The following is a 16,888-nucleotide window of genomic DNA, read 5'->3' as shown; positions in this document are numbered from 1 at the left end:
GTTAGACAGTGGCTTTTATATTTTTACATAGCCTATTTTTTGATGATTTGTAAAAGTGCACAAAAATATCGTATTTATAGGGATTTCCTCACCAACAGCCCTTAAATGATTAAATTGTTATAGATGTAATTTAGTGCAGTTTTTGTCTTAAAATCTCTTTATAATTAGCCCCTTTTATATTTACAAAGCAGGAGCAGGTAAAAAATGGGCAGGTATAGAGGTACGGATTTTAATAATCAAAAAGGGCTTATGAGACTACGGAAGTATTTACTAGGCTTTGGTTTGATTTGTGTATTTCCTGCTTATGCAGATGTTAACTGGATGTCTGCAACGTTAGATAACGACTTTTTTGTTAATGAAGATAATGGCTATACGAATGGCATTTATGTTTCGTATTTTGAAGTTAACGATACCTCTGAATCCGTTCAATCACCTGCCTTTTGGGTTAAACCATTATTGTGGAGCCTGCCGAATCGAGACCTTAGTACTTCCATTAATATCTACAGTGGCGGCCAAACATTAACAACGCCATATGATATTGAAGAGAAAGTTCCTGCTGAGGGGACCTTTCCTTATTCTGCATTATTGAGTTTTACGAATACCTATATTGCGATAGCTTCTGATTATGCAGATAGAGTCAGTACCACTTTGGGGGTTGTTGGGCCTATTGCTATGGGTGAGCAAACACAAAAAGCTGTTCATCGAGTTATTAGTGCTAGAAATCCAAAAGGCTGGGATACACAGTTAGAGAATGAGGTTGTGTTTCAGTTCTCTCGTGGACGGACTTGGCGAACTTGGATCGCCGATTCCGGTAAAGTAGACTTTTTAACAGGTGTAGATAGCAGTGTTGGTACGTTACGAAGCGATATTAGTACTGGTTTCATGCTGCGTTATGGGCGAAATCTTGAGGATTCGTATGCTACCGTTTTATTGGCAGACTCCAGAACCTCTAACCCGATTGCTGTTAATAAGGGCTGGTTTGTTTTTGCTGGGGTTGAGTTTGCTTATACGTTTAATCAAATATTTACCGATGGTAATACCTTCCGTAACAGCCGATCCATAGACTACGAGCATGGTAATAATATGTTTTCCTCTGGTTTAACCTACTCTTGGGGGGATATGGCTTTAGCCTTTGCCATTAATTCACCTTTTACTTTTAATGGTGATAAAGATGATCGAGAGATGGACAAGTTTACTCGTTACGGTACAGTGACATTTTCATGGCAGATTTAGCCACGCCTAAACAATAGTCCACATAAAAAGCCTTCTATTTATTAGATTAAATAGAAGGCTTTTTGCATTACTCATGTAACGATTTCTAACCCGCTAATGTAGTCAGGTAAGCAGCCCATTCAGTCGGTTTGCCATAGTAAGAGCTATGAGGTAAACGGATTAGCTTGCCATCTTTTTCTATGATCAGTGTTGGAAAACCACTTACTTGCCATTGACTCATCAATGTGTGGCTATTTTGAATGGCTTTATGCATTTCTGGCTCAGAAGCCGCCATTTTTTCATTCCACTCTGATTCGGGCAAACCGATTGATGCCGCCATTTTTTGCAGGGCTGCAAATTCATGTAAGTGTTCGCCTTTTAGGTAATGCGCTTGCTGAATCGTTGTTAGCATTTTATGAGCATCTACTCCCATATTTTGTCCAACTAGAAATGCTCTTGTGGTCGAGTAAGAATCCACCACATAGTCATCATTTCCTGCGACTCTAGCGCGATAGGCATCACCAAATTGTACATTTGTCATCTGAGTGATTTGTCTATCAGCTTGCATAATATGTTGTCTAAAAGACGCTTCAATCGCGCGTTTAGGAATCATGCCCCCAGGATGATAGATGATTTCGAAATTTGGAGTTTGGGCCAAAATATCAATCAAAGGAGAGGCTGCATAGCACCAACCACACATTGGATCGAAGAAGTAATGAACTTTTACCATTTCATTTCACCTTTATGGACTTTTGCTGCGATGTTTAGGTTTAAAGCACCTTGAGCGTTAGGGTATTTCGTTGTCATTGTCTTAATTAATTCAGCACTGTCTTTGCTGTCTTTCTTCGCTTTTTGGAACGTTGTGATGTAGTTAAGAGAGAAGGTAATGTTATCTGCAGTCAACTCGGTACCTTGAGTCATGTGACCAGGAACAACCGTTGTTGGTTTCAGCGCAAGCATTTCTTGCAACTGTGCTTTCCAAGCAGCTTGAGTCTCATCAGACTGCGCATCCGCCATCCATAGATGCATATTACCGAATACCGCTACGTTACCCAAAATGGCTTTGTTTACAGGAATCCAAAGGTAAGGACGACTTGCCAAAACACCTTCAGTACCACGAATCTCAATAGTCTGACCATCAACAGTCAAAGTAGACTGAGTGTAAGCCTTAGGAACGATAGGATTAACTGGTGCGTTTGCACCCATTTGAGGTCCCCAAAAAGCCAATTTACCAGCCAGTTTTTGTTCAATTGCAGCTTTTACCGCAGGAGTCGTAATGATATCGGCTTTAGGGAAAATAGTGTGTAGAGTCTCGGCACCGAAGTAATAATCAGGGTCCGCTTGGCTAATAAAAATAGTTTTTAGCTCTTTATTGGAATCCAATACTTTTGCAGCAATGCGAAGAGCATCGGCTTTAGTAAAACCAGCATCAACGACCATGGCTTCGGTTTCGCCATAAACCAAAGTAGAGGTAACACCAAAGCTGCCAGGCGCTGCATTATATATATCTAGAGTTAACGGTTTAGTGTCTGCAGCAAAAGCAGAATGAGCGATAAGTGCAGAAGCCGCCAATATAATCAGTTTTTTCATCTTTCTCTCCAAAGAGTGATTGTTTAATTCATGTGGCCATAATAGAGAATTGACGTGCTCGGAAAAATACACAAAAATGAGCATGATTGTTTCTTATATCGTGCAAGTGGGTGAGTAGAATTATGGACAGAGTGATAGCCGCTAAAGTTTTTATCGATGTTGCCCAATCGCGGAGCTTTTCTCGCACCGCAGATCGTTTGAATATGTCACGACCAATGGTGACGCGGTATATAGAAGCGATGGAGGATTGGTTAAAGATTCGTTTGTTGCATCGCACAACACGAAAAATATCACTGACTAGTGCTGGTGAAGCCTGCTTAAAAGACGTCGAGCTTTGGTTGGAGCAAGCCGATAATATTATCTCCTTGGTGAATACCAGCGAGGAGTTGTCAGGTTTGATGCGAATCACCTCCAGCATGTCATTTGGATTTTCTCAACTGATGCCTGCCATTCAAGACTTCATGGATCAACATCCTAAAGTTCATATCGATATTGATTTAGAAGACAGCACCGCAGATTTAACCGAAAAAAGCATCGACCTTGCCATACGAATTGCCTCGAACCCAGATCCTTCTTTAATAGGTAAACCCATTGCTGTTTGTGAATCCGTATTGGTGGCGTCTCCGGCTTATCTTGAAAAAGTGCAACAAACGATAGGCAACATTACCCATCCACAAGACCTAATACACCATCAATGCTTGGGCTACAAAAATTTAGAACGTCATATTTGGCATCTATCCCAGCATGACCAATTTGAATCTGTTTCTTTGGATTGTCGTTTAAGCATCAATGAAGCAACGGCGCTTTTGCATGCTACATTGAATGGAATGGGTGTTTGTCTTCAGCCTACTTATTTAGCCAATCGCTACATTAACGACGGCAGCCTTTGCCATGTCCTGCCGGAATGGAAACCCAAAGACCTGATTATCTACGCGCTTTATTCGTCTCGAAAGCATTTATCACCCAATGTTCGCGCTTTAATCGATCATCTAGACAGCTACTTTGCTAAGCATCCTTGGTAATAATCTACCCAATAACCACGAAAGGATTCCGCAATTTGAATTTTTGAAGGGATTAGGAAGGGGGAAAATTGGTAAAAGCAGCTTAGAACGAGTCATTACCTGACTAAGTACGTGTTTCGTAAATACCCCCCCCTGATTCTCGAATCTGTTTTAACAAGGCTTGGTTGGTGAGGTTGTTTTCATCAACTAAGTCGATCATGTATGGGCTGTTTAAATCGTCTAATTCAATACGAAGAGTGGGGATGATGTCTGCTAGTGAGCGCTGTTTATCGAATTGTGTTCGCAGATATAATGCGAAGACCTGATAACAGAGCAGGGATTTCATCGACAATAATGCTCCAGAGAATATCATCCTCTACGCCTAAATAGCCGTGAATCAGACGGTTGCGTGTTGCCACTATCATTCTCCAAGGGATGTCACTGTTTTCAGAGCGAATAGTGTCAGGTATGTGCGTAGCAGCTTCGCCTATTAATTCAATATTTCTAAGCGTTGCATCGTACGTGAGGTGATGGCTGATAAAACTGGCTTGATCCATACCTTCTGTATAGGAAAGTACTTTCTCGGCAAAGCCGATCATATCGTTAATATAGAGTCGCCACTCTCTTTGTCCTGCTTCAAACATTGACTTTATCTCGCTCTACATAAGCTCGAAGTTCTGGTCTTAATGCTTTATCCGTCACTAAATCAACGGGGCAACCAAGCAAGTCTTCTAAATAAAATTGAACGCCAAAATAGCGTTTTGCCGTGGCGCGGCCATCAAAGGTGACTAACACATCAATATCGCTCTGTGGCGATGCAGTGTTGCGTGCAGTAGAACCAAACAAGGCTAGGTCGATAACGCCATAGCGCCTTGCTAATTCTTTTTTACTCTCTGCTAGTATTTGTAAAGCATGATGCTTATCCATACTTAACACCCATGTTGTTGTGTTGAAAGTAATTATAGCGTGAATTTAGTATTCAGCGACAAAAACCATTCCGCTAGCGCTTGCCATTGTTGTTCTGATTGAGCGGCGAGCATTTCGCCATCGAGCATGGTTGGGCTGTATTCTTGGCCGTCGAGTGTTCGGCAGATGCCGCCCGCTTCGGTGTGGACGAGTACGCCTGCGGCGTGATCCCAAGGAAGCATTTTGTAGGTCAAACTGAAGTTGAAGTGACCTAGGGCGATTTGTCGATACGCTGGGCAAGAGGGCAAGTTGTTGATGCGGACGAAGCGGCTTGCTTTGAGGGCGAAGTCTTGTTTTTTCTGACCTGTGTAAGAGTTTACCGACATGATGCCGAAAAGTTTGTCGAGGTTAAGCTCTGCGTCTGGGTGTATTTGCAAGGCCAACGGAGCTTGGGCGGGCGTTTGATGTTTGCCTTTTTCACTCATGGCGGTACGTTGGAAAAATGCACCTTCGCCTAGGTTGGCGTAAATCCAGTCGTCGTTTACTGGGTCGTACAGCAAGCCAAAACGTGTGACGCCTTTTACCACTACTGCGAGTATCAGGCCGAACTCGGGAGAACCATGAGCGTAGTTCCATGTGCCGTCGATAGGGTCGATGATGACGCAGGTGTCTGCTGTGGCTATTTTGTCTGTAGTGGATGGGTCTTCAGCGACGGCTTCCTCACCAACAATTTCCCAATCTGGAAAAGCGGCTTGAATTTCATCGGTAATGAATGCCTCGCTGGCTTTGTCGGCTAGGGTGACTAGGTCCGTTAAGCTGCTCTTGGTTTCTACATCTGCGGCGCTTAACTGGCGAAAGCTTGGCATGACGATCTCTTGGCCTGCTCTACGGACGATGCTGATCAGTCTTTCTTGAGTTGGTTTATCGAGGTTCATACGCCGCCATTCCTTTTATCTGACTTAGATGAGATGGGATTATACCTGATGAGTACGAGAATTAATGGTTACTTGGTTTAGTTTTGAATCGTTTTAATATATAAAAAAAGATCTATTGAATAATCATTAGATCTTTTTTATATAGTTATTGGCTGCTTTATATGTTGAGTGCTGGTTAAGACATGATAAGTCCGCCATCGACATTAATTGCTTGTCCTGTAATGTAAGCGGCGTCAGGACCCGCTAGGAAAGCTATTAGCCCTGCCACTTCCTTTACAGTGCCTGCACGTTTCATCGGGATGTTTTCTACCCAAGAGTCCATTAGTTCACCCGGTTTAAAATCACCCATTAGTTGGCCCCATACACGGTCATTGTAGTCCCACATATCGGTATGTATGATGCCAGGGCAGATAGAATTCACCGTAATGTTATCTGTTGCCACTTCTTTGGCTAAGCTTTGGGTTAGTCCGATGACGCCAAATTTGCTAGCAGCGTAATGAGGTGTATAGATAAAACCATCTCTTGCTTGACCTGAAGCTGTGTTGATTAGACGACCACCGTTACCTGCTTTTTTCATGTAGCTGATGGCTTCTTTACAGCAAAAAAACATGCCTTTGGTATTTACATCTAGAGTCATATCCCAGTCTTTTTCAGTGACATCTTCTAGCTTTGAAATACGAATGACTCCTGCATTTTGAATGGAAATGTCTATAGATCCCATTAATTCAAATGCTTGTTTATAAAAAGCTTTAATAGAGTTTACCGAGCTTACGTCGCATTCGAGAAAGCTGATAATTTGTTGCGGATAATCGATTTTTAGTTTTTCTACTGTTTGAGCGTAATCTTTGTCTATTGTGCCGACAACAACGTTGAATCCGTCGTGTAAAAAACGCTCAGTAATACCTAAACCTATTCCTTTGTTACCACCACATACGACAACATTTTTATATTTATTAGTCATAAAGCCACCTGCTACTACTAGTATTTTTTGTGTTTTGAATAAAAATCCACATTAGAATATTTAATCATTCCAGGTCAATAAGAAGTTGTTTTGTTGGTTCTGTTTTTTTTAATTGCTTGACAGCTTATCCGATGAATGACTAGTATGTATTGAATAATTAAACATACATGAATAAATATTCAATACAAATATAAAAACAAATAATTTATTGGAGTGATAGCTATGCTGCGTAGCCGAGTTGGTGCATCTTTCTTATTCGGTGGTTCTACAGGCCCATTAATTGGTCTGTTGCTACTCTGTTTTTTCCTCTCTTTTACGACTGAGTCGTTCTTTTCGTTACGAAATTTTGTCAACATTCTCGATCAAATAACGGTTCTAGGTATTCTTGCCGTTGGAATGACTTTTGTGATTTTAATTGGCGGGATTGATCTTTCTGTTGGTTCCATACTTGCCTTGTGCGGCATGATTATGGGCTATTTTGCTAAAGAGTTAGGTTGGTCGATGGAAGCAGCTATCGCGGTTGGCTTACTTGCTTCTGCTTTGGCTGGTCTTGTGTCTGGGTCGTTAATTGCTTTTTTCCGCGTTCCTGCGTTTATCGCTACCTTGGCGATGATGTCTGCTGCCCGAGGATTAGCCAATATGGTTAGTGATGGGCATCAAATTATTAGTTTTCCGGCTTGGTTTAATTTGATGGCAGTTATCCGTTACGGCGGTATTTTGACTATTACGGTTGGCATTATGCTCGCTGTGTTTGTTATTTGTTGGGCCTATCTTAAATTCACTTCGGGCGGACGTAGCCTATACGCTATTGGTGGTAACGCAGAAGTTGCCCGTCTTGCAGGTATTAAAGTGAAGCTACATACGGTCGGTGTTTATGTCTTTGCTGCGGTATTGTCTGGTGTGGCTGGAGTATTACTTGGCGCTAGGCTTGATTCTGTACAGCCTCAAGCAGGTGTTTCATATGAACTTGATGCTATCGCTGCTGTGGTTATTGGTGGCACTAGTTTGTCGGGCGGCACAGGCAGTTTAGTTGGCACCATTATTGGGGTTTTGATTATTGGTGTTCTGCGTAATGGGCTGAATCTTTTAGGCGTTTCTCCTTTCATGCAACAAGTGGTGATTGGTCTTGTTATTGCGTTAGCTGTCTCTATCGAGGCATTGAAAAAGAAATAAAAATGGATGCGTTGGTAATCAAATGAATGGATGTTAGATCGAAGTGTAAATCATCCGATGCTTTTATTGGATGATCTTAGAAGCCGCGGACAAGTGTTAAGCGGTATTTAATAAAAATAATAATCTAGGAGGGGAACCCCTTATGAAAACTAAAAAATTGTTATTAGCGTGCGCTGTTTCCGCTTCTCTTGTGTCCGCAGGTGCTGGCGCAGCAGAAGTCAAAAAAATAGGTTTGGCTGTGCCTAACCTGTCTGCTAATTACTTTATCCAGATTAAAGAATCTGTTGAAGAATATGCTGCGAAAAAGGGTATTAAGGTTATTACGGTTAATGCCAATGACGACAGCTCTACGCAGGTAAGCCAAGTTCAAGATTTGATGACTCAAAATATTGATGCTTTTTTGTATATTCCAGCTGGTGCTGCGGCGGCAACTGTTCCGCCTCGTTTAGCTCGTGCTGCTGGGATTCCAGTGGTGAATTTAGATCGTAATGCTGAAACTGAGCCTGGTGATACCTTTATCGCGGGTGAGGGGGTTAAATCTGCTTATGAGGTTTGTAATCACATTATTGGACTTGCAAATGGCAAGGGCGAAATGATTATGATCCATGGCCAAAAGGGGGTAACTCCAGAAGTTAACCGTACCAAAGGCTGTGAGCAAGCAATCGCTGAAAACCCAGGAGTAAAATTAGTCGCTAACCAATGGAGTGAGCGTTGGTCACAAGATGAAGGTTTTTCTATTACTCAAAATCTACTTCAGGCTTATCCAAAAGTTAATTTGATTTTTGGTCAAGCTGATGGTTTAGCAATGGGGGCCGCTAAGGCTGTGGCTGCTTCGGGTACAAAACAAAGAGTGTTTGTTGGCGGTTATGATGGTGATACTGGTGCATTGCTTGCTATCCAAAAAGGCGTGTTTGATGTAACTGCAACACAGAGTACACGTGCTATGGGGCGTTTAGCTGTAGATTCGGCAATCAAGCTTGCTGCTGGTGGCTCGGTACCAAAAGAGCAAATTATTGATGCAGTCTTAACGACGTCTGCAAACGTTGATGCATTTATTGTTGATCATCCGTAATCGTTAATTCTGGAGCTAACAAAATCATGACGACTGAACGAAAACCTATACTCACTCTGCGTCAAATTCGGAAAAGCTTTGGCCCGACAGAAGTGTTACACGGTATAGATCTTGAGGTTTACCCTGGAGAAGTCGTGGCGTTGTTGGGTGAAAACGGCGCTGGTAAGTCGACAACTTCCAATATCATTGCTGGTGGTTTTCACCAAAGCTCTGGGGAAATGACATGGATGGGTGAAACTTATTCGCCCAATAGTCCGCGAGAAGCAATCAATTCAGGCCTTGTACTTATCCATCAGGAGCTGCGACTACTGGAGCATCTATCTATTGCTGAAAATGTTTTTATCGGTCGTTGGCCGAGCAAAGGCGGTTTTGTTAGCCGTAGAGAGATGGAGCAGCGAGCACAAGCTCAGATAGAAAGACTTGGTCTGAACATTTCGGCATCCACTTTGGTGCGCGGTCTTTCAACCGCCAACCAGCAACTGATAGAAATAGCCAAAGCTCTTGCTCTTAACGCCAAGCTATTAATATTAGATGAGCCGACAGCAGCCCTTGGTGGAGCTGAGACTGAACTTTTGTTTAAACAAATTGAACGGTTAAAAGCTGATGGTGTTGGGATTATTTATATTTCTCATCGCTTGGAAGAGATACGTAAAGTGGCTGACCGTCTGGTGGTTATGCGTGATGGAAATACAGTAGAAAACTTTGATACTGGCGATGTTCCGATTCGAACCATTGTTGAAAGCATGGTAGGACGAGACCTCAACCAGATGTTTCCCGCCATTCCGGTACCGAAAGACGAGATATGTATAGAAGTTAAAAATTTGTCGTCACCAAATGGTACGTTTCACGATATTAATTTCTCGGTCAAAAAAGGCGAAATATTTGGTATTGCTGGTCTTATTGGTGCTGGTAGAACTGAAATGGTTCGTGCGATAACAGGCGCAGACCCAATAGCAGCGGGTCAAGTATTTTTGCATGGTAAGGACATTACGCCTAAGACCCCAACGAGTTCTATTGAGAATGGCGTGGTATTGGTGCCAGAGGATCGAAAGCTACAAGGGTTGGTACTCGATCACTCCATAGAAGACAACATCGCCTATGCGAATTTATCCACGATTTCCAAATTCGGCTTTATTCGTCCTGGTAGTATCAAAAAATACGCAGCAGCGGGTATAGCTCGTTTTGGTGTAAAGGGCAGCGGTGGGCAAAACGCAGGTGAAATGTCTGGTGGTAATCAGCAAAAAGTGATTCTGGCTAAATGGCTGGCAAAAGATCCTAAAGTAGTTGTCCTTGATGAACCCACCCGAGGCATTGATGTTGGTGCTCGATCCTCTATCTACGAAATCATCGTTGAATTAGCTAATAAAGGCATTGCTGTCATTGTGGTTAGTTCGGATCTTGAAGAAGTGTTGGGTATTTCCAATCGCATTATGGTCATGGCTGAAGGGAAAATGACGGGAATTTTGGACCGTGATAAGGCGAATAATGTCTCGGTAATGGAGTTAGCGACAGCCTTCGGATAGGTAGGGTTTGTCTATGATTGTAAATTTTAAATATCTTCAATAGGTAAATATGATGCTTGATTTCAATATAAATGCAGCCAAACTTTTTGATTTATCTGGACGAGTGGCTATGGTCACTGGAGCTGGAAGTGGAATAGGGCAATGCATTGCTCAGGCTTTGGCTAGTGCTGGTGCTAAGGTTACTTGTTTTGATTTGCGCGATGACGGCGGTTTAGCTGACACTGTGCAAAGCATTAAAAGCATGGGTGGTGACGCGATTTCTTATACTGGCGACGTGTGTGATTTTGAATCTTTACGATCGGCTGTTCAGTTGACAGAAGACACTTATGGCCGTCTTGATATTGCTGTGAATGCTGCTGGGATTGCTAATGCCAATCCTGCGTTAGATATGCAACCAGACCAATGGCAGCGAGTGATTGATATTAATCTGACTGGTATTTGGCATTCTTGTAAAGCTCAAGCTGAATTAATGGAAAAAAGCGGTGGAGGCTCAATTGTCAATATCGCTTCCATGTCTGGCGTGATTGTGAACCGTGGCTTGGAGCAGGCTCATTACAACACATCTAAAGCCGGCGTAATCCATCTAACAAAAAGCCTAGCAATGGAATGGGTCGATAAAAACATACGTGTTAACTCTATTAGTCCTGGTTACACCGCAACACCAATGAACACTCGACCAGAAATGATTCATCAAACTAAAGAATTTGAACGTCAAACGCCAATGGGAAGAATGGCAAGAGTTGATGAAATGGCAGGGCCTGCGATTTTCTTGTCTTCTGATGCGGCGTCATTTTGTACAGGTGTAGATTTATTGGTTGATGGTGGATTTGTCTGCTGGTAAATCAGCAGACTTTTTTTGACCAAGCAGAATAAATATTCAGGTGGGAAATTTAATTCATGCCACCTTATTTAACAGGAGGATATATGAATCCTTTTAAACTAGAAGTTGAGGAGCTTGAACGTAAAGCACGTTCAGTCCGAAGAAAGATCATTAAACTAAATGCGAACAGCCCAGCGGGCGGGCACACAGGGGCAGATTTGTCTCAGGTGGAAATTGTTACCGCTTTGTATTTTCGTATATTGAATTGTGCGCCAGATCGTTTAACTGATGATACTCGTGACATCTATATTCAGTCTAAAGGTCATGCTGTTGGTGGTTATTACTGCTGTCTTGCTGAGGCGGGTTATTTTCCTGAAGCATGGCTGCCAACGTATCAACATAATGACTCTCATTTGCCAGGTCATCCTGTTCGTCAGAAAACGCCAGGAGTGGAATTAAACACAGGTGCTTTGGGGCATGGTCTTCCTGTTGCAGTAGGGTTGGCTTTGGCTGCGAAACGTGATGCTAGCCCAAGAAAAGTGTATGTATTAACGGGAGATGGTGAATTAGCGGAGGGCAGTAACTGGGAAGCGGCTTTGGTGGCGGCTCACTATAAACTTGATAACCTTATTGTGATCAATGATAAGAATAACTTGCAGCTAGCAGGATCCACTGAATCGATTATGAAAACTGACCCGCTAGATAAAAAGTGGCAGGCGTTTGGTTTTAATGTCACTCAATGTGATGGCAATAATGTGGCCTCGGTTGTTGAGACTCTAGAAGGGCTTAAAGCAGAAGGTAAACCTAATGTGGTGATTGCCAATACGATAAAAGGTGCAGGGGTTTCTTTTATTGCCGGGCGTCCAGAATGGCATCATAGAGTGCCTAAAGGTGATGAAGTGGAACTTGCATTAAAGGAGTTAAGTGATGTCTAACAGTGAACATTTTGCCAATATTATGGTGCAGTGCTTTATCGATGCCGTTCAAAATGGTGTCGATCTCGTTCCTGTCGTTGCGGATTCAACTTCTACTGCAAAGATTAAACCTTTTGTAGATGCTTTTCCTGATCGCCTTGTTAATGTTGGGATTGCCGAGCAAGTATTAGTCGGTACCGCGGCAGGCTTGGCGCTGGCGGGAAAAGTTGCTGTAACTTGTAATGCCGCGCCTTTTTTAATTTCTCGTGCAAATGAACAGGTAAAAGTGGATGTTTGCTATAACAATACCAATGTAAAATTGTTTGGATTGAATTCAGGTGCTAGTTACGGACCTTTGGCGAGCACTCATCATTCAATAGATGACATTAGTGTGATGAGAGGATTTGGTAATATTAGAATTTTTGCACCTAGTTGCCCACGAGAATGTAAGCAAATCATTGATTATGTGATAGCAGAGGAAGGCCCCGCTTACATTCGTATGGATGGTAAAGCATTGCCTGAATTGCATGATGAAAATTATCAGTTTGTTGCTGGTGAACCGTCTTTGCTGCGCTCGGGAAAACAAGTCGTTATTTGTGCTTTGGGGTCTGTGGTTCACGAAGCCGTAGCCGCATCAGATATACTGAAAGAACAAGGAATTGACGTATCTGTGGTCAATGTGTCATCCATTCGTCCTCTTAATAAACAGGCTTTGGCTAAGATGCTTGGCGAGACGAAGCATATTATCAGTGTGGAAGAACATAATATTAACGGCGGACTGGGTAGCGTGGTTGCTGAAATTATGGCGGAGCAGGGCATTGTTGCTAAGTTAGTGCGTCTTGGTGTAGAAGATGGTGGTTATGCCGCCGCAGGAGACCGCCCTTATACTCGTAAAATGCTATCTATTGATAGTATGGGGATTGTTGCTGTGTGCAAACAGCTGTTGCAAAGCGAGACATTGAATGCGTAAGGTGATTTTAGCCATAGATGAAGGAACGACAAATGTTAAGTCGTTACTTTTGGATCCGCTCGGAAAAGTCATTGGTAAAGGTTCTGTCCCTTTGTCGATTAGTCATCCCTCAGTTGGGTTGGTTGAGCAGGATCCTCTTGAAATCATCGAAAAGATGAAAGAGTCTATTGCACTAGCAGTAGGCTCGATTGCTGAAAGTGTTCAAATTGAAGCGATTGCAATCAGTAATCAGCGGGAATCTGTTCTACTTTGGGAAAGAAGTACCGGCAGACCTTTGACTCCGGTTATCAGCTGGCAGTGCCGGCGTTCAGAGTCTCTTTGTGAGACCTTACGTCAAGATGATGTATTTAGTCGTTATGTACAACAATCGACAGGGTTAACCCTTGATCCGATGTTTCCCGCTACGAAAGTTTCCATGGCTCTGCAACAAATTCCTGACGGTCATATTCGAGCGGAAAAAGGAGATATTTGTATCGGCACTATTAATACTTGGATGGTTTGGAATTTGACCAATAACGTATTTGTGACCGATGCCTCTAATGCCTCTCGAACACAGCTTTATAATATTGGTAAGCAAGTTTGGGATGATACTATTTTAGAGCGATTAAGGATTCCTAATGCAGCCTTGCCTCCTGTTGTGGCTTCTTCTCATATCGTTGGTTTGACTCGTAAGTTTGGTGTGCTTCAACAAGGTATTCCTGTGGCATCTCAAATAGGCGACTCTCATGCTGCTTTATTTGGTCATGGCGGTTATAAAACGGGGGTTGTTAAAGCAACCTATGGGACAGGCAGTTCAGTGATGGCCGCGATGCCGAAACTACCGGATATTCGCGATGAGATCAGTACCACTATAGCATGGGACGATTCGATATTATTTTATGGTTTAGAGGGCAATATTACTCATACTGGCTCAGCGATAGATTGGACTAGACGCATGCTAGGCGTTGAAAATATGGACGCTATGTGTCAATTGGCTGCTCAGGCGGATATCGATCATTCTGTATTTTTTGTACCGGCCTTGTCTGGACTTGGTGCACCTTACTGGGATTTAGATGCGACTGGTATTTTTTGTGGGCTGAAAAGCGCAACGGAGCGGGCGGATCTTGCTCGAGCGGCTTTTGAGTCGGTACTCTTTCAGGTAGCAGATGTGTTTTATGTCATTGCCGAAGAATTACCAGAAGCAATAGAGTGTCTTTGCGTCGATGGTGGTCCAACATTGAATGATTGGTTGATGCAGGCCCAGGCAGATTTACTTGGCGTTCCTATTCGTAGAGGAGGTGTTGCTGAGGTCTCCGCGGTTGGTGCTGGTTATCTTGCTGGGCTTGCAATTGGCTGGTGGAATAATAAGGAAGCGCTCTCAGCATTTGAAAGTGATGGAACGCTATTTACTCCCAGACAAGGTAAATATGATTACTGGCAAAACCGCTACCATGGATGGGCATTGGCTGTTAAGAAATGTCGCTTAGGTTAACGTTTCAAAATTGCTTCAGCAGTGATTCTATCAGTGATTAGCACATCAATGTAGTTTCCAGATAAAGCGCCTTTTATGGCTTCTACTTTATCTAGGCCGCCCGCTAGAGCAACGACGAGTTCACATGATTCAAGTTGTTCTAGCGACATACCTATTACAGGGTCATCTTCAAGCTTAATAACCGGCTTACCTTCTTTATCGTAGTAATGTAGACAAATGTCGCCTACGGCACCTTTGCTAGCCAGTTCTTTTAATATCTTTGTATCGTAGTAGTTGCCAGAATTTCGTAGTAGGTTCGATGGTTCAAGCATGCCGATGCCGACAATGGCAAGGTTTACTTTATTAAACATTTCCACTACTTCTGATACTTCGTCTGTGCTGAGCAGTTTATTTTTGTCTTCTAGAGAATGCTCAATACTTTGTGCTGGCAGCATAAAGGCATCACAGGACAGAATATCCGCCATGTTTTGCGTTAGTATGGTTGCCTGAATATTTCCATTGTGTCCGACACCACCTAACACTTGAATAACGCCTTTTGCTTTTGCTTTGGTTGAGTGTAAGTGGTCGACCATGGAGCGAATGGTATCACTCCAAGAAGAGATACCAATTAGATCACCGTCTCGTAATGAAGTATCTAAATAATGGGCGGCTGAAGAGCCTATCACACGTTTGATCTGTGTATCACTGGGGTTATCTTCAATGTCGACGACAATTACGTTAGAGACGTTGAAACGCTGTTGAATTTGGGATTCTAAACCAATAAAAACAGAAGGCGGCTGAATAACACTGATTTTTACTATGCCTTCTTTGAGACATCGAGTAATCGCTCTAGACACTTGAGATTGTGATAGTCGTAGTGTTTTTGCAATGTCTGCTTGTTTTAAACCATCTTGGTAATAGAGTGTAGCTATTTTTAATAGTAGTCTTTTTTCATCAGCTTTTGACATTATCTCTTGGTCTCTCAACGGTCTTTTATTCTTGAGAACAATAATAAAGGTCGTACCATCAAAATACTATCTTTTCGCCTGTTTAGCGGCTGATAACAGCCACTATCACTACATAAGCGAATCAGGTCACACAATACTATTTTACGCCAGTTGCCTTGCACCGCTACTGTCACTTTGGTGGTGTAGTAAGTTGTCGATTGTGGTTTCTGCGATGTGGTTAAGGGCTTCTATGGTGAAGTAGCCTTGATGACCAGTCACGACGACGTTAGGGAAGGTGAGCATAAGCTGAAAAACACTGTCTTGAATAATGTGTGATGACATGTCTTCAAAGAAGATTTTGTTTTCTTGTTCGTATACATCTAAACCTAGATAACCGATTTTTCCGCTGTAAAGTGCGTCGATTGCTTCTTGGGCATGGACGAGTGCGCCACGGCTGGTGTTGATGATCATCACGCCGTCTTTCATTTTTGCTAGGCTGTCTTTGTTGATTAGGTGATGGGTTGAAGGGTTCAAGGGACAATGTAGGCTGATGATGTCACTTTTTTGGTAGATTTCATCGAGCGAAATGTATTGGCAGCCTTGATCGATAAGTTCTTGTGACGGATATAAGTCATAACACAAAACATGGCAGCCGAAGCCTTTCATAATGCGACAAAACGCTGCGCCAATTCGTCCTGTACCAATGCAGCCGACGGTTTTTCCTTCTAAGTTAAAGCCCATTAACCCTTCTAACGCAAAGTTGCCTTCTTTGACCCTGTGATAAGCACGATGTGTTTTTCGGTTTAATGTCATGATGAGTGCGACAGCATGTTCGGCGACAGAGGTTGGGCTGTAATCTGGAACGTGAAATACCTTGATTCCTTCTTTTTTGGCTGCATCCAGGTCGACGTTATTGAATCCTGCGCAGCGCAAGGCGATGGTTTTGACGCCTTGTTGCTTTAAACACTGAATGACTTCGGCATTAACATCGTCGTTGACAAAACAAGAGACGGCCTCGAAACCTTTTACTAAGCTGATGGTTTCCATACTTAGACGGCTTTCAAAGTAGCTCATGGATAAGTCTGTTACGTCGGCGAATGTAGATAGAGTTCTTTTGTCGTAAGGCTTGCAGGAGAAAACAGCGACTTTCATAAAACGTGATCCTGTCGTTTTGTTAGAAAATAGTATGTTAGTTATAGCTTAAAAAAGGCTGCTGATGTGTTTTTTATGGTCAATGTGTTGATTTAAGACAATGAGTTTATGTCAAAAGAAGAAAAAGTTTGTCTTATGTGAGGTGCGTAAAAAATTGTAATCTCGGTTAGTTTTTATCGCACATTATTAAGTTATAAGTTATTAATTCATCTACACTTAAGAATAAATTTTGCCACCCTAATTACGCCTTTTTAGGTGTTCA

17 protein-coding genes are annotated in these 16,888 nt (G+C 42.6%); 9 read left to right on the top strand and 8 right to left on the bottom strand.

From position 1 onward, the window contains the following. The first annotated feature begins 204 nt into the window (after positions 1-204). On the top strand, positions 205-1,233 hold the full coding sequence (locus CYL31_RS14635) for a lipid A deacylase LpxR family protein (RefSeq protein WP_212915931.1): 1,029 nt from the start codon (positions 205-207) through the stop codon (positions 1,231-1,233). 85 nt (positions 1,234-1,318) lie between these two features. Here CYL31_RS14635 and CYL31_RS14630 read toward each other — a convergent pair whose 3' ends face one another. Together CYL31_RS14630 and CYL31_RS14625 are read right to left on the bottom strand one after the other, a co-directional pair. Then, positions 1,319-1,942, bottom strand: coding sequence for a DsbA family protein (locus CYL31_RS14630; RefSeq protein WP_212915930.1), 624 nt, complete (start codon positions 1,940-1,942; stop codon positions 1,319-1,321). Continuing rightward, a complete protein-coding gene (locus tag CYL31_RS14625; RefSeq protein WP_212915929.1) occupies positions 1,936-2,802 on the bottom strand; it encodes an MBL fold metallo-hydrolase in 867 nt (288 codons plus the stop codon). Before CYL31_RS14625 ends, CYL31_RS14630 begins: the two co-directional genes overlap by 7 nt. A gap of 122 nt (positions 2,803-2,924) precedes the next feature. Here CYL31_RS14625 and CYL31_RS14620 point away from each other — a divergent pair, with 122 nt between their 5' ends. Next, positions 2,925-3,824: a LysR family transcriptional regulator gene (locus CYL31_RS14620; protein ID WP_212915928.1), complete on the top strand. Its 900-nt coding sequence runs from the start codon at positions 2,925-2,927 to the stop codon at positions 3,822-3,824. Between the two features lie 266 nt (positions 3,825-4,090). Here CYL31_RS14620 and CYL31_RS14615 read toward each other — a convergent pair whose 3' ends face one another. From CYL31_RS14615 to CYL31_RS14600, 4 genes are all read right to left on the bottom strand, one after another. Beyond that, a complete protein-coding gene (locus tag CYL31_RS14615) occupies positions 4,091-4,447 on the bottom strand; it encodes a HepT-like ribonuclease domain-containing protein (RefSeq protein WP_212915927.1) in 357 nt (118 codons plus the stop codon). After that, positions 4,440-4,730: a nucleotidyltransferase family protein gene (locus tag CYL31_RS14610; protein ID WP_212915926.1), complete on the bottom strand. Its 291-nt coding sequence runs from the start codon at positions 4,728-4,730 to the stop codon at positions 4,440-4,442. Before CYL31_RS14610 ends, CYL31_RS14615 begins: the two co-directional genes overlap by 8 nt. Before the next feature lie 32 nt (positions 4,731-4,762). Next, entirely contained in the window at positions 4,763-5,644 is an 882-nt protein-coding gene (locus CYL31_RS14605) for an inositol monophosphatase family protein (protein WP_212915925.1), read from the bottom strand. A 175-nt stretch (positions 5,645-5,819) separates the two neighbouring features. Then, on the bottom strand, positions 5,820-6,605 hold the full coding sequence (locus CYL31_RS14600) for an SDR family oxidoreductase (protein ID WP_212915924.1): 786 nt from the start codon (positions 6,603-6,605) through the stop codon (positions 5,820-5,822). Positions 6,606-6,827: 222 nt separating this feature from the next. Here CYL31_RS14600 and CYL31_RS14595 point away from each other — a divergent pair, with 222 nt between their 5' ends. From CYL31_RS14595 to CYL31_RS14565, 7 genes are all read left to right on the top strand, one after another. Next, entirely contained in the window at positions 6,828-7,778 is a 951-nt protein-coding gene (locus CYL31_RS14595) for an ABC transporter permease (RefSeq protein ID WP_212915923.1), read from the top strand. A 142-nt stretch (positions 7,779-7,920) separates the two neighbouring features. After that, positions 7,921-8,850 (top strand): substrate-binding domain-containing protein, encoded by a 930-nt coding sequence (locus CYL31_RS14590; RefSeq protein WP_212915922.1) that lies wholly within the window; start codon positions 7,921-7,923, stop codon positions 8,848-8,850. A 26-nt stretch (positions 8,851-8,876) separates the two neighbouring features. Beyond that, entirely contained in the window at positions 8,877-10,373 is a 1,497-nt protein-coding gene (locus tag CYL31_RS14585; RefSeq protein ID WP_212915921.1) for a sugar ABC transporter ATP-binding protein, read from the top strand. Positions 10,374-10,422: 49 nt separating this feature from the next. Beyond that, entirely contained in the window at positions 10,423-11,214 is a 792-nt protein-coding gene (locus CYL31_RS14580) for an SDR family oxidoreductase (protein WP_212915920.1), read from the top strand. A gap of 83 nt (positions 11,215-11,297) precedes the next feature. Beyond that, positions 11,298-12,128 (top strand): transketolase, encoded by an 831-nt coding sequence (locus tag CYL31_RS14575; RefSeq protein ID WP_212915919.1) that lies wholly within the window; start codon positions 11,298-11,300, stop codon positions 12,126-12,128. After that, positions 12,121-13,077 (top strand): transketolase family protein, encoded by a 957-nt coding sequence (locus CYL31_RS14570; RefSeq protein WP_212915918.1) that lies wholly within the window; start codon positions 12,121-12,123, stop codon positions 13,075-13,077. The genes CYL31_RS14575 and CYL31_RS14570 overlap by 8 nt, the downstream gene beginning before the upstream one ends. After that, positions 13,070-14,548, top strand: a complete 1,479-nt coding sequence (locus CYL31_RS14565; protein WP_212915917.1) for an FGGY family carbohydrate kinase — start codon at positions 13,070-13,072, stop codon at positions 14,546-14,548. The genes CYL31_RS14570 and CYL31_RS14565 overlap by 8 nt, the downstream gene beginning before the upstream one ends. Here the strand turns inward: CYL31_RS14565 and CYL31_RS14560 are convergent. Both CYL31_RS14560 and CYL31_RS14555 read right to left on the bottom strand, forming a co-directional pair. Beyond that, a complete protein-coding gene (locus CYL31_RS14560) occupies positions 14,545-15,495 on the bottom strand; it encodes a sugar-binding transcriptional regulator (protein ID WP_212915916.1) in 951 nt (316 codons plus the stop codon). The genes CYL31_RS14565 and CYL31_RS14560 overlap by 4 nt on opposite strands. A gap of 141 nt (positions 15,496-15,636) precedes the next feature. Continuing rightward, positions 15,637-16,626: a 2-hydroxyacid dehydrogenase gene (locus tag CYL31_RS14555; protein WP_212915915.1), complete on the bottom strand. Its 990-nt coding sequence runs from the start codon at positions 16,624-16,626 to the stop codon at positions 15,637-15,639. Positions 16,627-16,888 lie beyond the last annotated feature (262 nt).

Source organism: Marinomonas sp. A3A, from assembly GCF_018336955.1.
GTDB classification, from domain to species: Bacteria; Pseudomonadota; Gammaproteobacteria; order Pseudomonadales; family Marinomonadaceae; genus Marinomonas; species Marinomonas lutimaris.
The sequence above is the reverse complement of the archived record's forward strand: the minus strand, read 5'-3'. Positions and strand labels throughout refer to the sequence as shown.

Excerpts from the sequence above, each read along its gene's own strand:
- CYL31_RS14610 (WP_212915926.1), bottom strand. The coding sequence starts at position 4,730 with ATGGATAAGCATCATGCTTTACAAATACTAGCAGAGAGTAAAAAAGAA.
- CYL31_RS14635 (WP_212915931.1), top strand. The coding sequence starts at position 205 with ATGGGCAGGTATAGAGGTACGGATTTTAATAATCAAAAAGGGCTTATG.
- CYL31_RS14570 (WP_212915918.1), top strand. The coding sequence starts at position 12,121 with ATGTCTAACAGTGAACATTTTGCCAATATTATGGTGCAGTGCTTTATC.
- CYL31_RS14575 (WP_212915919.1), top strand. The coding sequence starts at position 11,298 with ATGAATCCTTTTAAACTAGAAGTTGAGGAGCTTGAACGTAAAGCACGT.
- CYL31_RS14565 (WP_212915917.1), top strand. The coding sequence starts at position 13,070 with ATGCGTAAGGTGATTTTAGCCATAGATGAAGGAACGACAAATGTTAAG.
- CYL31_RS14580 (WP_212915920.1), top strand. The coding sequence starts at position 10,423 with ATGATGCTTGATTTCAATATAAATGCAGCCAAACTTTTTGATTTATCT.
- CYL31_RS14590 (WP_212915922.1), top strand. The coding sequence starts at position 7,921 with ATGAAAACTAAAAAATTGTTATTAGCGTGCGCTGTTTCCGCTTCTCTT.
- CYL31_RS14585 (WP_212915921.1), top strand. The coding sequence starts at position 8,877 with ATGACGACTGAACGAAAACCTATACTCACTCTGCGTCAAATTCGGAAA.
- CYL31_RS14605 (WP_212915925.1), bottom strand. The coding sequence starts at position 5,644 with ATGAACCTCGATAAACCAACTCAAGAAAGACTGATCAGCATCGTCCGT.
- CYL31_RS14630 (WP_212915930.1), bottom strand. The coding sequence starts at position 1,942 with ATGGTAAAAGTTCATTACTTCTTCGATCCAATGTGTGGTTGGTGCTAT.
- CYL31_RS14555 (WP_212915915.1), bottom strand. The coding sequence starts at position 16,626 with ATGAAAGTCGCTGTTTTCTCCTGCAAGCCTTACGACAAAAGAACTCTA.
- CYL31_RS14625 (WP_212915929.1), bottom strand. The coding sequence starts at position 2,802 with ATGAAAAAACTGATTATATTGGCGGCTTCTGCACTTATCGCTCATTCT.
- CYL31_RS14595 (WP_212915923.1), top strand. The coding sequence starts at position 6,828 with ATGCTGCGTAGCCGAGTTGGTGCATCTTTCTTATTCGGTGGTTCTACA.
- CYL31_RS14560 (WP_212915916.1), bottom strand. The coding sequence starts at position 15,495 with ATGTCAAAAGCTGATGAAAAAAGACTACTATTAAAAATAGCTACACTC.
- CYL31_RS14615 (WP_212915927.1), bottom strand. The coding sequence starts at position 4,447 with ATGTTTGAAGCAGGACAAAGAGAGTGGCGACTCTATATTAACGATATG.
- CYL31_RS14620 (WP_212915928.1), top strand. The coding sequence starts at position 2,925 with ATGGACAGAGTGATAGCCGCTAAAGTTTTTATCGATGTTGCCCAATCG.
- CYL31_RS14600 (WP_212915924.1), bottom strand. The coding sequence starts at position 6,605 with ATGACTAATAAATATAAAAATGTTGTCGTATGTGGTGGTAACAAAGGA.